At 41.3% G+C, this 17,528-nt stretch carries 13 protein-coding genes and 1 other RNA gene; 6 read left to right on the top strand and 8 right to left on the bottom strand.

From position 1 onward, the window contains the following. Positions 1-276: 276 nt before the first annotated feature. Positions 277-2,949, bottom strand: coding sequence for an alanine--tRNA ligase (alaS, locus tag AK823_RS08275; RefSeq protein WP_068328148.1), 2,673 nt, complete (start codon positions 2,947-2,949; stop codon positions 277-279). 180 nt (positions 2,950-3,129) lie between these two features. Further along, positions 3,130-4,749: a DUF389 domain-containing protein gene (locus AK823_RS08270; protein WP_082785680.1), complete on the bottom strand. Its 1,620-nt coding sequence runs from the start codon at positions 4,747-4,749 to the stop codon at positions 3,130-3,132. Between the two features lie 392 nt (positions 4,750-5,141). Here AK823_RS08270 and AK823_RS08265 point away from each other — a divergent pair, with 392 nt between their 5' ends. Next, positions 5,142-5,354 (top strand): hypothetical protein, encoded by a 213-nt coding sequence (locus tag AK823_RS08265; RefSeq protein WP_068036223.1) that lies wholly within the window; start codon positions 5,142-5,144, stop codon positions 5,352-5,354. 126 nt (positions 5,355-5,480) lie between these two features. On the opposite strand, the gene AK823_RS08260 is transcribed toward AK823_RS08265, so the two are convergent. Further along, positions 5,481-6,899 carry a L,D-transpeptidase family protein gene (locus AK823_RS08260; RefSeq protein WP_203226467.1) on the bottom strand — a complete coding sequence of 473 codons (1,419 nt, stop codon included), beginning with the start codon at positions 6,897-6,899 and terminating at the stop codon, positions 5,481-5,483. Between the two features lie 418 nt (positions 6,900-7,317). Here AK823_RS08260 and prmB point away from each other — a divergent pair, with 418 nt between their 5' ends. Together prmB and aroC are read left to right on the top strand one after the other, a co-directional pair. Then, positions 7,318-8,484 carry a 50S ribosomal protein L3 N(5)-glutamine methyltransferase gene (prmB, locus tag AK823_RS08255; protein WP_068036221.1) on the top strand — a complete coding sequence of 389 codons (1,167 nt, stop codon included), beginning with the start codon at positions 7,318-7,320 and terminating at the stop codon, positions 8,482-8,484. 65 nt (positions 8,485-8,549) lie between these two features. Beyond that, complete coding sequence (gene aroC, locus AK823_RS08250) at positions 8,550-9,653, top strand: chorismate synthase (protein ID WP_068328147.1); 1,104 nt, start codon at positions 8,550-8,552, stop codon at positions 9,651-9,653. A 149-nt stretch (positions 9,654-9,802) separates the two neighbouring features. Here aroC and AK823_RS08245 read toward each other — a convergent pair whose 3' ends face one another. The 3 genes from AK823_RS08245 to AK823_RS08235 all read right to left on the bottom strand — a co-directional run bounded on the left by AK823_RS08245 (position 9,803) and on the right by AK823_RS08235 (position 12,763). Beyond that, positions 9,803-9,988, bottom strand: coding sequence for a hypothetical protein (locus AK823_RS08245; RefSeq protein ID WP_068328145.1), 186 nt, complete (start codon positions 9,986-9,988; stop codon positions 9,803-9,805). Between the two features lie 174 nt (positions 9,989-10,162). Continuing rightward, positions 10,163-11,899, bottom strand: coding sequence for a two-component system sensor histidine kinase CreC (creC, locus tag AK823_RS08240; protein WP_068328142.1), 1,737 nt, complete (start codon positions 11,897-11,899; stop codon positions 10,163-10,165). Positions 11,900-11,953: 54 nt separating this feature from the next. After that, a complete protein-coding gene (locus tag AK823_RS08235) occupies positions 11,954-12,763 on the bottom strand; it encodes a response regulator (RefSeq protein WP_068328136.1) in 810 nt (269 codons plus the stop codon). Between the two features lie 369 nt (positions 12,764-13,132). On the opposite strand from AK823_RS08235, the gene AK823_RS08230 reads away from it, so the two are divergent. The 3 genes from AK823_RS08230 to AK823_RS08220 all read left to right on the top strand — a co-directional run bounded on the left by AK823_RS08230 (position 13,133) and on the right by AK823_RS08220 (position 15,235). After that, a complete protein-coding gene (locus AK823_RS08230) occupies positions 13,133-13,804 on the top strand; it encodes a dienelactone hydrolase family protein (protein WP_068328134.1) in 672 nt (223 codons plus the stop codon). Positions 13,805-13,989: 185 nt separating this feature from the next. Then, the gene (locus AK823_RS08225; protein ID WP_068328131.1) at positions 13,990-14,460 is read left to right on the top strand and encodes a hypothetical protein; all 471 of its coding nucleotides are present in this window, start codon (positions 13,990-13,992) and stop codon (positions 14,458-14,460) included. A gap of 337 nt (positions 14,461-14,797) precedes the next feature. Then, entirely contained in the window at positions 14,798-15,235 is a 438-nt protein-coding gene (locus tag AK823_RS08220; RefSeq protein ID WP_068328128.1) for a hypothetical protein, read from the top strand. A gap of 184 nt (positions 15,236-15,419) precedes the next feature. On the opposite strand, the gene ssrA is transcribed toward AK823_RS08220, so the two are convergent. Beyond that, positions 15,420-15,778: a transfer-messenger RNA gene (gene ssrA, locus AK823_RS08215) on the bottom strand. A 114-nt stretch (positions 15,779-15,892) separates the two neighbouring features. Next, positions 15,893-17,215 (bottom strand): questin oxidase family protein, encoded by a 1,323-nt coding sequence (locus tag AK823_RS08210; RefSeq protein WP_068328125.1) that lies wholly within the window; start codon positions 17,213-17,215, stop codon positions 15,893-15,895. Positions 17,216-17,528 lie beyond the last annotated feature (313 nt).

Raw genomic sequence — 17,528 nt, 5'->3', positions numbered from 1 at the left:
CTATTATTCGTCAATGACTGTCTGTGAATTATTAGCATTAATCTGTTCTGAGTCTATTTATCCATATTGCTCTAGACTAGTGCCAATAATGATTAGGCCGGATTATAAAAACTGCGCCGCTGTCTATTATTTTTAATGGCAGACTGACTTGTTGGTTAACCGCCATACTTTATACCATATTAGCGCGCTAAAATTAAGTCACAGCAGCTATTAGATATATGGCGATTGGTTATAACGGTTATAACCAATCGCATAAATTGCCCAGTTCTGACTGGATTAGCTAAGTTGAGTCTCAACCCAAGCTGGTAGATCGTCAATTACCGATGCAGTATTATCAGCCTTAGGTGCACCACCTTGCGCGTAGTCAGGCTTACCGCCACCTTTACCACCCAATTCACCAGCGAGATGACGAATGATATCACCTGCTTTGATGCGAGCAGTGACAGACTTAGCGACACTTGCTGATAACGCCAATTGCCCATCTTTATCGCCAATCAACACGATAACGCTATCTGGTAGCTTGGACTTAATATCATCCATTAAAGGACGAATTGACTTACCATCAATACCCGCTAACATGCTAATCAGTACTGGTGTACCTGCAATAGTCTGCACGTCATCGAGTAAACTTGCTGCTTGGGCGCTAGCCATCTTTTGTTGTAGACGCTCAAGTTGTTTTTCTAAATCACGCTGTTTGTCTGCCATGGTTTGCACGCGCTGTGCTACTTCAGGACGTTTGACTTTGAGCTTAGTAGCTAAGGTGCTCAGCTGCTGATCGCTTTGCTGGATATATTTAATCGCCCCCATACCTGTGACTGCTTCAATACGGCGAATACCTGCGGCAATGCCAGACTCACTGGTAATTTTAAACACGCCAATATCGCCGGTACGCTGCACATGAAGACCACCGCATAGCTCGATAGAGAAGGGCTGACGCTGACCTTCAACGATACTATCCGTGCCCATCGTTAGAACACGAACGTCACTGCCGTATTTCTCACCGAATAGCGCTACTGCACCTTTATTCATAGCTTCATCAATAGGCATGTTTTCGATACAGGCAGGCGCATTAGCTTGTATTTGCTCATTGACTAAGCGTTCTACGCGCGTAATCTCAGCGCTGCTAACTGGCTTGTCATAAGAGAAGTCGAAACGTAATACTTCGCTTGATACCAATGAGCCTTTTTGCGTGACATCGTTTCCCAACACTTGGCGCAATGCTGCATGGAGCAAATGGGTAGCAGAATGGTTTTTAGCACTAGCTGCACGAATGCTAGAAAGCACCTGCGCGTCCGCTGTTTGCTGCGCACTAATGGTACCCATGCTCACGACACCATAATGAATGATGGCTTGCCCAGACTTTTTGGTATCTTGTACTTCAAAGACACCAGACGCGGTACGAATTTCGCCCAGCTCACCAACCTGACCACCACCTTCAGCATAAAACGGTGTGCGGTCAAGCACAACAACGCCTTCCATACCTTCATCTAAGTTGTCAGTAGATTGGCCGTCTTGATATAAGGCAATAACATTGACGTCATCTTCTTGTAGTTGCTCATAACCAATAAATTCAGTAGGGCTCTCTACTTGGATGACACTACTATAATCAACGTCGAATTTACCAGCATCACGTGCGCGTTCACGCTGTGCTTGCATATGCTCATCGAACTCAGCTTCATCAATAGCAATGCCGCGTTCTCGAGTGATGTCAGCGGTCAAGTCTAGTGGGAAGCCATAAGTATCATAGAGCTTAAATGCGGCCTCACCAGAGAGGATGTCGCCGTCCTTCAGGTTCTCAAGCTCGCTGGCAAGTAAACGTAAACCTTGTGCCAGTGTCTTGGCAAACTGCGCTTCTTCTTTTTGAATCGCGTTTTCAATAACGCTTTGCTTATCTTTTAGCTCAGGATAAGCAGTGCCCATTTCAGCTACGAGTGGCGCGACCATCTTATAGAAGAAATCGCTATCGGCGCCAAGCTTATTACCATGGCGCACGGCTCGGCGAATGACACGGCGTAGCACATAGCCGCGCCCTTCATTACTTGGCATAACACCGTCAGTAATTAAAAATGCGACCGCACGGATATGATCCGCGATGACTTTAAGTGACGACTGCTGCTCATTTTCGATATCTAAAATCTCAGCAGCGGCATCCATCAAATGAACGAATAAATCAATCTCATAGTTACCGTGGACGCCTTGCATGATGGCGCTAATGCGCTCAAGCCCCATGCCAGTATCGACACTAGGTGCAGGCAGTGGCAGCATAGTGCCATCTTTTTGGCGATTAAACTGCATAAACACGCAGTTCCAAATCTCGATATAGCGGTCGCCATCTTCTTCAGGAGTGCCAGGCAAACCGCCTTCAATATCCGCACCATGGTCATAAAAGACTTCGGTACAAGGGCCACAAGGGCCAGTATCACCCATCGTCCAAAAGTTATCGGACGCGTAAGGTGCGCCTTTATTATCACCAATGCGAATGATACGCTCGGCAGGGATGCCAATGTCTTTATTCCAGATGTTAAAGGCTTCGTCATCAGTTTCGTAAATGGTCACATATAGGCGATCTTTATCGATAGCCAACCATTCATCAGATGTCAAAAACTCCCAGATATAAGCGATACCTGCTTGTTTAAAATAGTCACCAAAGGAGAAATTGCCCAGCATCTCAAAAAATGTATGATGGCGCGCGGTGTAGCCGACGTTATCCAAATCGTTATGCTTACCGCCTGCACGTACACACTTTTGTGAAGTTACCGCGCGTGTATAGTCACGTGGTTCCATGCCCAAAAACGTCTCTTTAAACTGGTTCATGCCCGCATTGGTAAATAACAATGTCGGATCATTATGCGGAATAAGGCTCGATGAAGGTACAGCGGTATGCTGCTTGCTTATAAAAAAATCTATAAAAGCTTGACGAATATCGGCTGAGCGAAATGGTTGGCTCACAGCGGCTCCTTACTGACGAATAGAGATAAAGTAAAAAAGGACAAAATAAAGGAAATAATTTTGCAAGCGATTTTAGCACAAACGCCTGAGGTGTGTTGAAGATTCACAAGTAGGCTCTTGGTAAACGACGGTCACACCTGTATGTTGCCCTTATAAGTATTGGAAGGTTTAGCCCTAATACTAATTCGTTAAAATTGCTGCATCAGTCTGATCAAGCTGATTTTGAATCAAAGGGTCGGATTCAATCACTTGTACAGGGAGATAACGAAGTTGTAGCTTAATGGGTAGATAATCAGGAAAATTATCCGCCATATCTTGGGTGATAACCGTTTCAATCTTCTGCACATCATATGAGGTTGGGCTTTTTTCACCACGAATAACGGCACGAACAGTCTGATAGCCACCAACTTTTTCGAATTGGGTATTGGTCAGTACGTTACCTTTATCCATAAAATAGGTATTAATAGCGCCCTTTACGTTGTTTTCAAAAGTTTGTTGTTTGGCACTGATGTTTAAGTTAATCGTCAAATAAACACCTAACCCGACCAATAATACTAACGCAACGGCATTACGGCGAAAGAAAGTTAGGTAAGTGCTTGATTTATAGTCATCAGCGACTAAACGGCGAAAGCCTAAAAACCAAAGTACCATCGCATTGGTAAATTGAATGGCAATAATGTTGGTCAAAGCAAGTAAAGCGGCACCGAGACCTAATGTCATCTCACCATTGGCAAATAAGATGCCACTTGCAGCAAGTGGCGGCACTAACGCGGTTGCAACAGCAACGCCAACCACCGCTACGGACAGGTGCGGTGAAACCATTGCATAAGCACCAGCGGTACCGCCAGCTAGCGCAATCATTAAGTCCATTGAAGTAGGCTGCGTACGCGACAATATCTCAGAGGATAGCGGTTGACCTTGATGTATATATCCGACTATGAAACCTACCAATATGACTAAAGATACCCCAGCAGCAACGGTAACCAGCGACCTGCGTAGTAATGGTATACGATAGTCAATAATCGCTAATGCAGCTCCGGTAATAGGCCCCAGCATCATAGCGACCAACATCGCTCCAATAACGACTGCTGCTGAATTGGTTATCAGTCCATAACTAGCAATGATAGCGGAGAGGGTATTCATTACAAAATACATTTTGCTGGGTAGCGCATTGGCTTCGATGGTGAGCCGTACTTTTGGATAATCTACTTTTTGATTGCTAAATTGTTCCGCTATAAACTGCTTGTAAGACTCAAGCTTGGCTTCTTTTTCTTTTTTGACCTCATGAACTTCGTCTTCATCTGTTGGCTCGTCTTCCGATTCAGTCTGATCTTCTTCGTCCGAGTCAACATCGTTATCAATATTATTCAGCACTGGCTCTGATGCAGGTTTGGATGAGTCATCATTTGAGTCTACTGGGGTTGTAGAAAGTGTTTGCGCTTGAGAATTATTGTTTGATTCATCAATGGTGTGCTGGTTGTCTTCTATATTATCACTGTTGTAATTTTCATAAGACTTACTGTCGCTAGCTTCCGCTTCCGCCGATTCAGGTATGGAATTTTCTACAGTTGCAATGACCACATCTGGACTTGGCGAGGTCATAGTTATTTTAGGTTCAGGGTGCTGCGCACCTTCTTCTGCTTTATGTGCATCATCTAGGTCATGTTCATCTGAATGATCAACGTCATCGTTCAATGTATCCTGCTGTTTTTGCGCAGCAGCTTTAGCTTCTTTTTCAAAGTCGGACAAGTCTTTTTCGGGAGGCAAAGAAGGAGAGGAATCATTGGCAGGTGAGGTCATAACAATATGGCTTTATAAGTCAAAGAAAAAAGAGTTCCTATTGTAATGATAAAACATAAGAAACGTATAAATTTTTTATAAGCAAATAACATCATTATGAGAAATATAATTTGACTGGATTTATGATCAACCGTAACCATAGAAATTGCAGGTTAGATGTAGAGGTGAAAAGAAAATGAGCAATAACAAACACTGGGATCGAGTAGGTAAGGAGCGTTTAATAAGAACTGTATTAAGTTTTATAAGTCGATAGATAACTCCCTAATATTAACATGGTTTTAAGCTTAAGTCAGCTGATGTCTATGGACTATGAGTCCAAAGGAAAAGCTTACTATTATTGTGGATTTAGCGTATAAAGGTATTATACCCACACAAACTATGAGGATTAGGATATGAATTGGACATTATTTTCTATGATTTACTCAATGACAGCAACGGTTGTAATCGGCGTACTCATGGTCGCAGCATTAGTGTCGGGATTTAATGAAATTCCCCATATACAAATTGCTGTAGTGATCGGCATCCTAATCTCAGTACCAGTTGGATTGTTTTTCACTAAAAAAATTGGCAGTATTACTGGTGATGAGGAAGGATATAAAGCATAAGAAGGGTATAAAGTATAAATAGTTATTGCGTACATCAATCGCTATTTAAACCAATAAAAAAAGACCTTTATGATAAAGGTCTTTTTTATTTTCAGATACATTAATTAAGCGATACTGGTTTAGTTGTTATTTAAGTATTACTGTCGCACCATTTTCAATGTTGGCATAGACTTCTAATACATCCCAATTAGTTAGACGCACGCAACCAGCTGATGCTTGGCGACTAATACCTTCAGGTTTAGGTGAACCGTGGATGCCATAAGAAGGTTTGGATAAACCCATCCAGACGACGCCAACAGGGTTGTTTGGTCCTGGTGGTAGCATATGTATCTTTTTATCGCTACCTTCACCGACAGTCGCTTTATACCATGGCATCTTAACTCTATTGATGATCTTGAAGGTACCTTGTGGTGAAGGAGTAGCATCACTACCAATCGTAGTTGGATAGGTGGCAACCAGCTTATCACCATTATAAGCATATAGGGTTTTGCTTGCTTTATCAGCAACGACACGATTAATGCGCTCATTGAGCGGGCCACGAGTGTTGAGAACAGTGATTGTTTCACCAGCTTGATAGTTTTTGTTTTTGTTTAACTTATCAAGGTAGCGTACATCCATATGAAAGCGTTCGGCAAGCATCTCTTTAATATCTTGATAATATAAGCCTTTCATTTTTGACTTTGCTTCTGAACCTGAAGGCGTGGTTGCAAAGTTGGTTTTAATATCATCATCAGTCAAAGTATAAGTCACTAGTACAGGCTTACTAGCAGGGATTTTCTTAGTTAGCGCATCCCATGTTTTTTGATCCATATTACCAGTCGCTGGCAAGCCTTTCATCGTTTGAAAGTTGATCAAAGCTTTTTTACTGTTCATGCCCCAGCCACCATCGATAGGGCCAGGAGAGGCATGATTCCAATCAAGCAAAGCTTGCATCTTGATAGTCATCGCTGAGTTGACATTCATGTTTGGCGACCATGTAGCGTCGTTTACTTGCTTGGCATAATTTGACAAATTGAGCGTGGTATATCTTTTTCCATCTTTATCTTCGATGCTCTTGATTGTAGGATCATTGCTGAAATCCAAACTCTGTTCGTACTTAGGTAGCTCAAAAGATAATGGGTCTGTTGAATCAATAGATGAAGCGTCACTAGGGGCGGCAACAGCTTGGCCTTCACTGATATCATCAGTACGGTCAGATTGCTCATCTTTACGTGTCAGCTCAGCAGCACTCATATTGTCAGCAGCGACGGCTTTTGGTGCAGATGCTGTCTTTTTGTCTTGCTTGGTATCAATTAACTCACCCATACTATCAGTAGTCTTAGGCTTCGTTTTAGGCGTAGAGACTGAGCTATTAGTATCGATTGAGCTGCTACGATTCTCTTGAACATCAAGACTAGCTAAGACAGCAATGCCAGGTAACTTGTCAGCCGTGCGTACTGGTAAGGTACGTGCATTATTATCAGGTGCAGCAAGGGCACTGACACTCATACTAGCGCTAAGTACAACGATAGACATAGAAGTAATAAGTGGTTTTATTTTCATCATATTTGTTCACAGTAGGTTGTTACAATGTGGCTATTATGCGCATAATTTAGGTTCTAAGCAAACTTTTGACACATCTTTTTGTGTCGATATAGTGCTAAGCGTCAGCAGTTGACGTATGGGATACAATGTAGTGATATTTGGCTAATAGTTTGGCTGGCATATTGCGCAAATCGTTGTTGTGGTAAGTTTTCGGTAATATTGTTATCCCATAAATTTAATAAATATTGTTTGATTATTAAACAGTTATTAGGGGTTTAGGATTGGATATATAGCTGTGAAAGACCTTACTGTTACGTTTTATTAGGGTAACCTTTATAGTTATTGGCGCTACATAACGTTTGCGTCTATAATGCATGAACAGCGTTTTATTTAATTAACTAGCATGTAACTAACGAGCATGTAATCAACAAGGTGAGATATGTCAGAACACCAGACCATGAGTGCAGAAGAATTTCAAAATCAGTATTTTAACGGCCAGGAGTCTCAAGATTTCGAGCATGATCTACAAGATGATTTGGAAAGAAATGAGACAGAACAGTTCGCTAATCTACATGGCGAGCTTGAAGAAGCACGTGAGCAGCTATTTAGTATACGTGACTTTATTCGCTTTGCAGTAACGCAGTTGCGCAATTACGATGTAGTTGTAGCACAAGGTACCACTGACGAGTTCGCTGAAGCATCCGCTATTGTTTTACATTCTTTATCTTTGGACTGGGCGGCTAACGAACAAATACTTGATTGTCGTCTGACCTCTTCAGAAAAGCAAGTGGTGCTAAGTTTACTAGAAGAGCGTATCGCTGAGCGTAAGCCATTGAGCTATCTGATTAACCTAGCTTACTTTTGTGATTTGCCTTTTTATGTGGACGAGCGTGTTCTCATCCCGCGCTCACCTGTAGCAGAATTGATTCGTCAGCAGTTCCATCCATACTTCGATGTCAATGAGCTTGCCAAGCCGCTTGGTGCGACTATCAATGAGCAACCTGCAGCATTTTATGATCATGGACTTGACATGAAGCAATTGTCACAGCCTGAGCGTATTTTAGATTTATGTACTGGTTCAGGTTGTATTGCTATCGCAATGGCGACACGTTTCGTTGATGCGCTAGTCGATGCTGTTGATATCGATAAAGGAGCATTAGAAGTGGCGATGGTCAACGTCGATCATCACGACCTTGGTCATCAAGTCAATGTGATTGAGTCTGACTTATTTGCGAAAATTCCAGCTGAAAACCAGTATGAGCTCATCGTTACCAACCCACCGTATGTTGATGCTGCCATCATGGCAGATTTGCCACCTGAATTTTTATATGAGCCTGAGCACGCGCTAGCCGCAGGTCAAGATGGTTTAGACTTGGTACATCGTATTTTATTTGAAGCGCCAGATTATCTAAGTCCAGAAGGTTTGCTTGTCTGTGAAGTAGGTGATAGTGAGTGGGCACTTAGCCAAGCTTATCCAGATATTCAGTTTGATTGGCTGAAATTTGCGCTCGGTGGTCATGGTATCTTTGCGATTACTTTTGATGAACTCATGGAGCATCGCGAGTTATTTGCGCATTATGTACAGCTGCTGGATAACAGTCAGTAATGAGTCAAAACTCATGATTCGCTCTTAAGTATGTGTACATAGATTTTACTGGTTTAAGGATAGATATGGCAGGCAATAGTATTGGGCAGGTTTTTACGGTCACCACTTGCGGTGAGTCGCATGGTGCAGGTTTGTTGGCTATCGTCGATGGTGTGCCACCGGGCTTAGCATTATCCGCAGAAGATTTACAGGTGGATTTAGACCGCCGCAAACCGGGTACCTCTAAGTACTCAACCCAGCGCCGTGAGTCTGATGAAGTTGAGATTATCTCAGGTGTGTTCGAAGGTAAAACTACTGGTACATCTATTGGTCTGCTAATTCGTAACACCAATCAAAAATCAAAAGATTATAGCGAGATTAAAGATACTTTTCGCCCAGGTCATGCCGACTATACCTATAGTATGAAGTATGGTTTTCGCGACTATCGCGGCGGCGGGCGCTCATCTGCACGCGAGACGGCGATGCGGGTAGCAGCTGGTGCTATAGCTAAGAAGTATCTGCAAGATCGTTTGGGTGTACAAATCCGTGGTCATGTGACCCAAATTGGTAATGAATATAGTAACGTCACAGACCCCAGCCAAATTGACTGGGATTTTGTGAACAGTAATCCGTTCTTCACTGCTGATAAAGAGGCGGTTGGTCGCTTCGAGACGCTGATAGATAATCTACGCCGAGAAGGTACTAGCTGCGGGGCGAAGCTGGAAGTTATCGCCAGTGGCGTACCAGTAGGACTCGGTGAGCCAGTATTCGATCGCTTAGACGCTGATATTGCCCATGCGATGATGAGCATCAATGCGGTCAAAGGCGTAGAAATTGGTGACGGTATGGCTGTTGCAGGGCAGTTTGGGCATAGTTCTCGTGATGAGCTGACGCCAGCCGGCTTCACTGCCAATCATGCTGGCGGTATATTGGGTGGTATCTCATCAGGACAAGATATCAGTGTCAGTATCGCGCTTAAGCCAACTTCTAGTATTACTACCCCTGGTAAGAGCATAAATACAGATGGCGAAGCAATTGATATGCTAACTAAAGGTCGTCATGACCCTTGCGTTGGGGTACGTGCAACGCCCATTGCAGAAGCCATGCTAGCGATTGTATTGCTCGATCATTATCTGCGTCATCGTGGTCAAAACGCTGATGTTAAGCAACCGGTAGAATCGATTACTTAGAGTCGCCTCAAAGTATATTATAAAGCTATCAGCCCTATATCGTTTCTAATGAAATATTATTAGAAACGATATAGGGTTTTTTTATGAATGTTTAAAAGGGTAATTACCCAATCGATGGTTGCGTTCTAGTTGGCAAATTAATAGCAGTCTTAAGCTGCCAATTGATAATCATCAATGGCCACACATTGCTGATGACGGAAAACCAATAATAATTGCTGACTTGGGATGGCTAACCAATGGCCAAATTCAATGCTGTCGATGCCTTGATTTAACAAAGTCTGTGCGCAATGATGGCGGTTCTGACCTAACAAGCTTTTAATAACAATATTTTGCATAGGATTTCTCTCTTAAGTTTTATTTACGAATTTGAATAACGCTATCGTAAAACAAAGAGATAGAAAGCATATGTAGGAATGATGGAAAGTTTATGAACTGTCATCAATGATTTGGCTTTTAATAATTGAAAAAAACTTATTGAAAAGAGCAAGTATTTATTTTGCGCAACCTTTTTAATTTTTAGCCAAGGGTAAGGTAATACTAACCATCACGCCAGAACGATTACTTATAATAATATGTCTATTATCGTTAGCATTAATGTTACGAATGCCCACATGGCCTCCGTGATGTTCAATCACCTGTTTGACCAAAGTTAAACCAAGACCAGTGCCTTTCTTGAGGGTGCTACTAGACATACTAGACTGTTCTTTCTCAACGCTTAGTGTTGGGTTCTTATTCAATGAATGCACTGATGAATACTCTGATGGATTGTCAAAAACCTGACTTTGATGAGATAGGCTAAAATAACGGTCAAAAGCTTTATCAACCGCATAACCAGGTAATAACTTGCCATCATTGAAGATATCGATGATTACAGTTTGCATGGTGTTATGAATATCAATACTGACAGTGCTCTCAGCAAAGTGAATGGCGTTATCCATTACGTTTTGTAGCACTTGCACCAACCAAAACTGATCGGCAAAAACGCTGGTATTTGCCAACATATCTGAGGATAAAGAGGTTGTTTCCGTAAAGCGTTTGTCATCAATATAGATTTCAATAGGTATTAGATGCTGCTGTTGCAACTTAGCGGCATTGTCTTTTATTAGAGTCTGTAGTAGTGGTAATAAAGGTGTCAGCTGCCGATTCAGCTTAAAGCTTGGTTGCTCAATCTTGGCAAGTAATAGCAGTCGATCAATTAACTGCTGCATTTTGATGCTTTGTTCACCGACAGATTGGATTAGCATCTGCCGATCTTCTTCATCAAGTCCATCATCCTCTAGTAGCTCGCTGCTGGCACGAATTGCCGTTAAAGGACTCTTAAGTTCATGAGTGAGGGTATGGACATAGTCAGTGACATAGGCTCTGTTTTCTAAGCGATATTTCATGGTCTCAATAGTGTCTGTCAGGCTATTAAGCTCATGACCTAAGTAAAAATAAGGCTTTTTGGTATCCTCAGCCAGCGCACTTGTATATTGGATAACTAGAGTTATGCTTTGCTTCAGCCACCAGGCGACCAGTCCTGCCAAGATCAGTGCAACAATACTAATGAGCAAAGCAGTAAGAAGCATACGATTGCGAGTATTGTCTAGATAAGGCAACACGCTATCGACTGGCTTACCAACGCTAGCGACTCCGATAAGTGCGCCAGACGCATCCTTAATAGGCTGGGCCACATACATGATAGAGCTACCACGTGTGCTATTAATATCTGGGGTGCTTCTCGTGCCATACCGACCCTTTAAGGTCAAATACACATCATTCCAGCGACTATAGTCCTGTCCCTCAGAGTTTTCAGGGGCGGGTAGTGAATCGTATATGACTGTACCTTTGCTATCTGTCACATATATCCGAACGCTACTACCACTTTTGTTTTTATCCGCTGGTTTTATAGGTTTATCAATGGCTGGTACGCCGATAAATGCAGCATCAAGTTTGGCCTGATAGGCATCTTGGTATAGCTGCCCTGAAGTTAATGGCACTTGCAAGCTTGCTGCGAGCAATTTACTGGTATCTAATAAAGTGTCTTCGATGACTTGCTGCGCTGTGGGTTTGACATAACCAAACAGCTGAGTAAACACTACCACACCGCAAAAGATAAGTACTAAAGCAACGGCTAGCCAAATCCTGAAAAAAATACTCAAGTTCAGTAATCGTTTAGGTTCAGTCGTTTGCTGCGCAGTGCCAATAGGATGCAATTTTGCATACCAGTTGCTTTGATTAGTGCTAGCGTTTGCTTTATGGTTCATATTTTTAGAAGTACTATTTAAAGTTGTAAAATGCCAGTACTAAGTGAGATATAACTAGGCAGGACATAATGCATAACCCAGTCCGCGATGCGTATGGATGACATCAATGCTAGAATCGACAGCCGCTAGCTGCTTGCGAATTGACTTGATATGGCTGTCTATCGTTCGCGCTAGGCGATGATCTGGATAATCGCTCACTGCATTTAACAGCTGTTCACGGCTGAAGACTTGATTGGGCGCTTGTAATAAGGTTAATAAAATTTTGCGTTCCGTATTGCTAAGCTCAAGTTTTTGATCTTGCCACTTTAAAGAGTAATTGAGCGGTTGGTAATACCAGATACCAGACTGGCACTCAAAAGTCAACGCTTGCCCTGACATATTATGAGAAGAGGATACGCTAGATGAGAGGCTAGGTGAAGTGTCGTCAGTCGCATTATCTATTGCTGTTTTATGAGCAGTGCTTTGCTCATACAGTAACTGTTCACGTCGCCAAATAGCTTTTAAGCGTGCGACCAATTCTCGCGGACTAAAAGGCTTTGCACAATAGTCATCAGCGCCCATCTCTAAACCCAAGATACGATCGACCTCATTACTACGCGCGGTCAAAAATACCACAGGCACATCTTTTAACGTGCCAATATCAGGCGTATGGCGTATTTGTTGGCATAAACTTAAACCATCACCATCTGGTAGTCCTACATCCAAAATAATAGCTGATAAGTCTTGCACCTCATTACTATGTAGCATCGGCAGCACGCTACTGGCATTATCTAGCCAAGTTATTTTCCAGCCTTCACGTTTGCAAGTAACTTTGAGAGACATAGCAATAGCGGGGTCATCTTCTACCAATAAAATATGGGTCATAGGCTTTATATCGTTGTATAAGAAAAAATAATTTATGATGAATTGGCGTGAATAACGCTCATAGATATACGAACATTGAAAAATAATAATAGGGCGTCATAAAGTAGCTAGAGTGCTATGCCAAAATTATTAAATTATCGTAGCATAAAAGCATGGTCATATTTTGCCATCTCCTATCAAACGATGTGAAAAATTGATGGAAATTGGATTGGTTAATCTATGAGTTTTTGATTAGCAGTTTTGCTTAAAGGCTGTAAAATAACGGGCATTATGATAATAAAGAAGAAACTAGAGGTATGGCAAATGCCTCTACTATTGGAAATATGAGTTTTTAAATATGTGGTTTTCTATAAAAGGAATACAGGAAATATGAATAATTATTTAGATGCGGTCATTGTTGAGCATAATCCATCACAAAAGAAGATAGATAGAGCTGTTATTTGGTTACATGGTTTGGGTGCTAGCGGTCATGATTTTGAGCCAGTCGTACCGCAGTTAGGTTTGGCTGATGATATGGCAGTACGTTTTATATTTCCGCATGCGCCTAAGCGTCCAGTGACTGTCAATGGTGGTATGGTGATGCCAGCATGGTATGACATCTTGGAGATGAGTCTTGAACGCAAAGTCGACATCGCTCAGATTGAAGAGTCTACGCAGCAAATACATGATTTGATTAGTCGTGAGATTGAGCGTGGCGTGTTACCTGAACATATTGTCATTGCAGGCTTTTCGCAGGGCGGGGCAGTGGCTTATCATGTCGCCCTGGGTTATCCAAAGCGCTTGGCAGGATTGATGACGCTATCTACTTATCTTGCGACCAATGATAACATCGACTATAGTGCTGCTAACAAAGACATGCCAATATTAATTGAACACGGTACTCATGATCCTGTTGTGCCTGTTATTCTGGGTGAGCAGGCACATCAATTACTAGCAGCGAAGGGCTATGGTGTTGAGTATAATACTTATCCGATGGCACATCAGGTGTGTATGCCGCAGATTCAAAATATCGGTAAGTGGTTAAACAAAATTTTGAGTTAAAGTTCTTGAGATTCTGTTATTTTGAGAATATGCAATAAAAGCCAACCATATTATATGGTTGGCTTTTGTTTTATGTTACTACAACTAATCACAGTAAAAAGAGGGTTATCTACTTATAATGACCAATATAGTGGTATGAATAAATTTCTATAATATAGAGTTATAAGGTCCTTTGGAGAGTGACCATGCAACGCACGTATTTGGCTTTTTATATTGCCGATCACGGTAAGCTGCTAGACCAAATCATCAGTGTAATTGATGGCTCACCGTATAGTCATTGTGAACTGATAATCAGCGATCATGGCAATAAATGCTATGATTGTATTAGTTCAAGCTATCGTGATGGCGGATTGCGACGCAAAAATATTGACATGTCAGGCAGTCACTGGGTATTGATACCAGTCATGTGTGACATGGGCTATGTCCTACGCTGGTTTAATAAGCGCCGCAACTTCAAATACGATTACCTTGCTTTATTTAGACCTGAGATACCAGGATTTTATAACCCTGTATATCGCTTATTTTGTTCCGAAGCTTGTGCGGATATGCTAGAGCTGGTAGACCCTGGAAGTTATGGCCTCAAAAAGCTATATCGATGGGCTATATTAAATTCTACTACTAGCTTATTAAATGAAGAGCCAGATGATCTTTTTTGAAGTTTCTTAGGGCATGTTCTAGGTTATTGTGTGAAAATATATATTCGAAAAACGTTGTTAAAATGATAGTAACTATAGACATATAAGACAAAAAAACAAGTCACTTTAAGTGGCTGGTTTTTTATATCTAATAGAAATAGCGAAACCTGAACGCTTGTTAGTTACTTAAGAGGATTTTGCTAAGACAATAGTTATGTGAGATGATAAAAATATAGTGTAACAGAGATAAATTTATAAGGTCATTAATCTACAAATTCGTTAGTTAAAATGCCAGAGCAATTTTGAAGTTCAGCAAAGTCTAAAATTTGACTGATGAAGAAACTTCTGGAGATTTGCTATGAAAATTACTTATTTGGCTTTCTATATTGCTAAGCAGGGTAAGGCACTAGACCGTATTATTAGTATGATTGATCGTTCGCCCTACAGTCATTGCGAGCTTGTAATTAAGAACTTAGGTGAGCAGCGCTATGATTGTATTAGCTCAAGCCATCGTGATGGTGGTTTGCGTCGTAAGACTATTCATATGGAGCCTAGTCACTGGGTGTTGATACCAGTTATGTGTGATATTGACTATGCTGTACGTTGGTTTAATAGGCGTCAAAACTTTAAGTATGATTACCTTGCTTTAATTAGAACTGTAATTCCGGGGTTTTATAATCCTGAACGTCGATTGTTTTGTTCTGAGGCCTGTGCAGATATGTTAGAGCTGGTAGACCCAGCAAGTTACGGACTTAGGAAGCTATATAAATGGGCTCTCGACAATCCTGCTACGTAATAAGCAAGCTAATAGTAAAACTATAACGAAGGGATTACATAATAGCCTAAGTATAAAATCTTGAACTTAAATACAAAAGGTTGCCGATTAGATAGGTAGAAGGCATAGCAAGGCTAGGAGTTTTAAATAAGAATTTTAAAGATAAAAAAAACCGACCACTTTAAGTGATCGGTTTTTTAATATTTGGTGGAGATGGCGGGAGTTGAACCCGCGTCCGCCAGCATTACGCTCATGAATCTACATGTTTAGTTTCTGTCTTTGGCTTTAATCCGCACCGATCCGACAGTCAGGATGGATTGGACGATTCTCTACTTTTGAACCCAAGCGATTGAGACAATCCCTTGTGGCGAGCCTACATGCGGACGCTTCAACTTAGTTAACCAACTGTAGGTGATCAGCAACCAAGTAAGCAGGGTTTAAGCTGCTAGAGCGTAAGTTTCGTCGTTTGCGACTATAACAATATATGTTTGATTTACGAGAGGACATATACTCTCGACATGCATCATTGAGTTTCATCACCAGCGTCGAAGCCAGAACATCCCCAATAGAACGACGTATTATAGTATATAAGGCTAGTTTTGGCAATAGGTTAATGCTAAGTCGTTACACTTGATAACACACCTATGATAAACGTATAAGAACATCGTAAGTGCTAAATCACTGCTTATTTTTACTTTCTAAAGCTTTCATGAAGGCATTACTAAACCATAGATTATCTTGCAGCTCGCCATCCATATTAGGTTTTGTTATATTGCGAGCCGCTTTAACATAGGCCTCGTGTGATACTTTTGAAAATGACTGCCATTCAGCCCAGCGCCTCAAAACATAAACTGCTTTTGGCACATGCTCATCAAAACTGTCTGTAGTAGATTGTAGGGTTTGTAGCCACCATGCTTTTAGCTCATCATTTAACTGATAACCGTCAGTTTTACTGTCTTCTTTATCAGCAAGCCACTTTTTAAGTAGGGTAGCTGTATCAGTCATTCCAGGACTTCCCTGAACTATGATAGTAGCCACCAGTGCTCTAAACCAATAACCCAAAGTATTGCGCTGAGCGCTTTCATCAAGATGTGGCAATACACATAAAACAGCGTATAGGCTCGTTAGTCCATGAAGTATAAAAAATTCATTGTCACTGCTGTGTAAGGCAGTTGCAGCAATAACAGTCAGCTCTTCGATCGATGAAGTTAGATCTTGTCCGATATCAGGCAGTTTAAGCGTCACCACCTCATTGAGAAACAGCGACATCGGCTCTTCGGGGTTATCAAAAGTGATCAATCGCTGTTGAAAACTACCTCTATTTAGCTTTTTATAATCTTCGGTTTTACTTAACCAATCGGCTTTTTCAGTTAGTTGCGGTATTCTGTCGTCGTTTAGGACTTTCTCAAGCAATTCTATAGGACGTGGCGCATTAGGAGACCAAAGCTGATGTTCGGTATGGATTGAGCCGGTAGCTAATGGTTGGAATGCGGTTGCCATATATGCCAACCCTTCCGCTGCCATGTCATCAGAGTCAACATCAACGGCCCAGCCTGTATGGATCACAGGATGAAACGCAGCGCCTGCCATTCCTTTTGATAGCGTAGGGTAGTAGCGTTTAAGGCAAGCGCTTAACCCTAGTTCTGCTATTTTTTTATCAAAAAAATCACGATATAAAGGAAAGGCAATCCGAATAGACTGCAAATTATTCATCCAGTTAGCATCAGTTATTTCTGTGTAATCTATCGGGTTACTGTGAGGCGCTTCTAACATTTCTGGCTCTCTTACAGTATTTTTAGAAGTCTCGTTAGTGGCATTATGAGTATAAGTATCTTGCCACCACTGCATTTTTTCTTGACTAGCACCAGCAGCGTTTAATGCAATCCAATTATGAGTGATATGATTTGATAAGTAGTCACCATATTCAATGTGCCAGTTTCTACCACGCTTAAGCCACTCATGCAGATGGTCAGAATAATTTGGCTTTGAGTAAAATGTCATGTGAACACTCTAATTCATAATAATCGTATAACGCTAAAGCGATGCTTATCTCACTATTTGGCATTATCATAAGAATATAAAAACAGATTTATACTATTTATAGTAATGGGCTATTACTTCTATATCAAATAGTTTTACGTACAAATACTTATCATTGATAACACAAATAAGATAACGTCTGAGTTTATTGCAAAAATATTATACCTAATTAACCTATCTGTTCGTTAAGCATCTTATAAGCTTCACTCTATAGTGTATTCTAATATAATGCGTAATGCTGAAATAGTCTCTAAGTCTCTAAGTCTCTATAATT

The organism is Psychrobacter sp. P2G3 (assembly GCF_001593285.1).
Taxonomy (GTDB): Bacteria; Pseudomonadota; Gammaproteobacteria; order Pseudomonadales; family Moraxellaceae; genus Psychrobacter.
This window is presented reverse-complemented; position numbering and strand designations above follow the sequence as displayed.

What these genes read in the sequence shown, in the direction of transcription:
- AK823_RS08270 (WP_082785680.1), bottom strand. Translation starts at nt 4,749, where the DNA reads ATGACCTCACCTGCCAATGATTCCTCTCCTTCTTTGCCTCCCGAAAAA.
- AK823_RS08265 (WP_068036223.1), top strand. Translation starts at nt 5,142, where the DNA reads ATGAATTGGACATTATTTTCTATGATTTACTCAATGACAGCAACGGTT.
- AK823_RS08260 (WP_203226467.1), bottom strand. Translation starts at nt 6,899, where the DNA reads ATGATGAAAATAAAACCACTTATTACTTCTATGTCTATCGTTGTACTT.
- prmB (WP_068036221.1), top strand. Translation starts at nt 7,318, where the DNA reads ATGTCAGAACACCAGACCATGAGTGCAGAAGAATTTCAAAATCAGTAT.
- aroC (WP_068328147.1), top strand. Translation starts at nt 8,550, where the DNA reads ATGGCAGGCAATAGTATTGGGCAGGTTTTTACGGTCACCACTTGCGGT.
- AK823_RS08245 (WP_068328145.1), bottom strand. Translation starts at nt 9,988, where the DNA reads ATGCAAAATATTGTTATTAAAAGCTTGTTAGGTCAGAACCGCCATCAT.
- creC (WP_068328142.1), bottom strand. Translation starts at nt 11,899, where the DNA reads ATGAACCATAAAGCAAACGCTAGCACTAATCAAAGCAACTGGTATGCA.
- AK823_RS08235 (WP_068328136.1), bottom strand. Translation starts at nt 12,763, where the DNA reads ATGACCCATATTTTATTGGTAGAAGATGACCCCGCTATTGCTATGTCT.
- AK823_RS08230 (WP_068328134.1), top strand. Translation starts at nt 13,133, where the DNA reads ATGAATAATTATTTAGATGCGGTCATTGTTGAGCATAATCCATCACAA.
- AK823_RS08225 (WP_068328131.1), top strand. Translation starts at nt 13,990, where the DNA reads ATGCAACGCACGTATTTGGCTTTTTATATTGCCGATCACGGTAAGCTG.
- AK823_RS08220 (WP_068328128.1), top strand. Translation starts at nt 14,798, where the DNA reads ATGAAAATTACTTATTTGGCTTTCTATATTGCTAAGCAGGGTAAGGCA.
- AK823_RS08210 (WP_068328125.1), bottom strand. Translation starts at nt 17,215, where the DNA reads ATGACATTTTACTCAAAGCCAAATTATTCTGACCATCTGCATGAGTGG.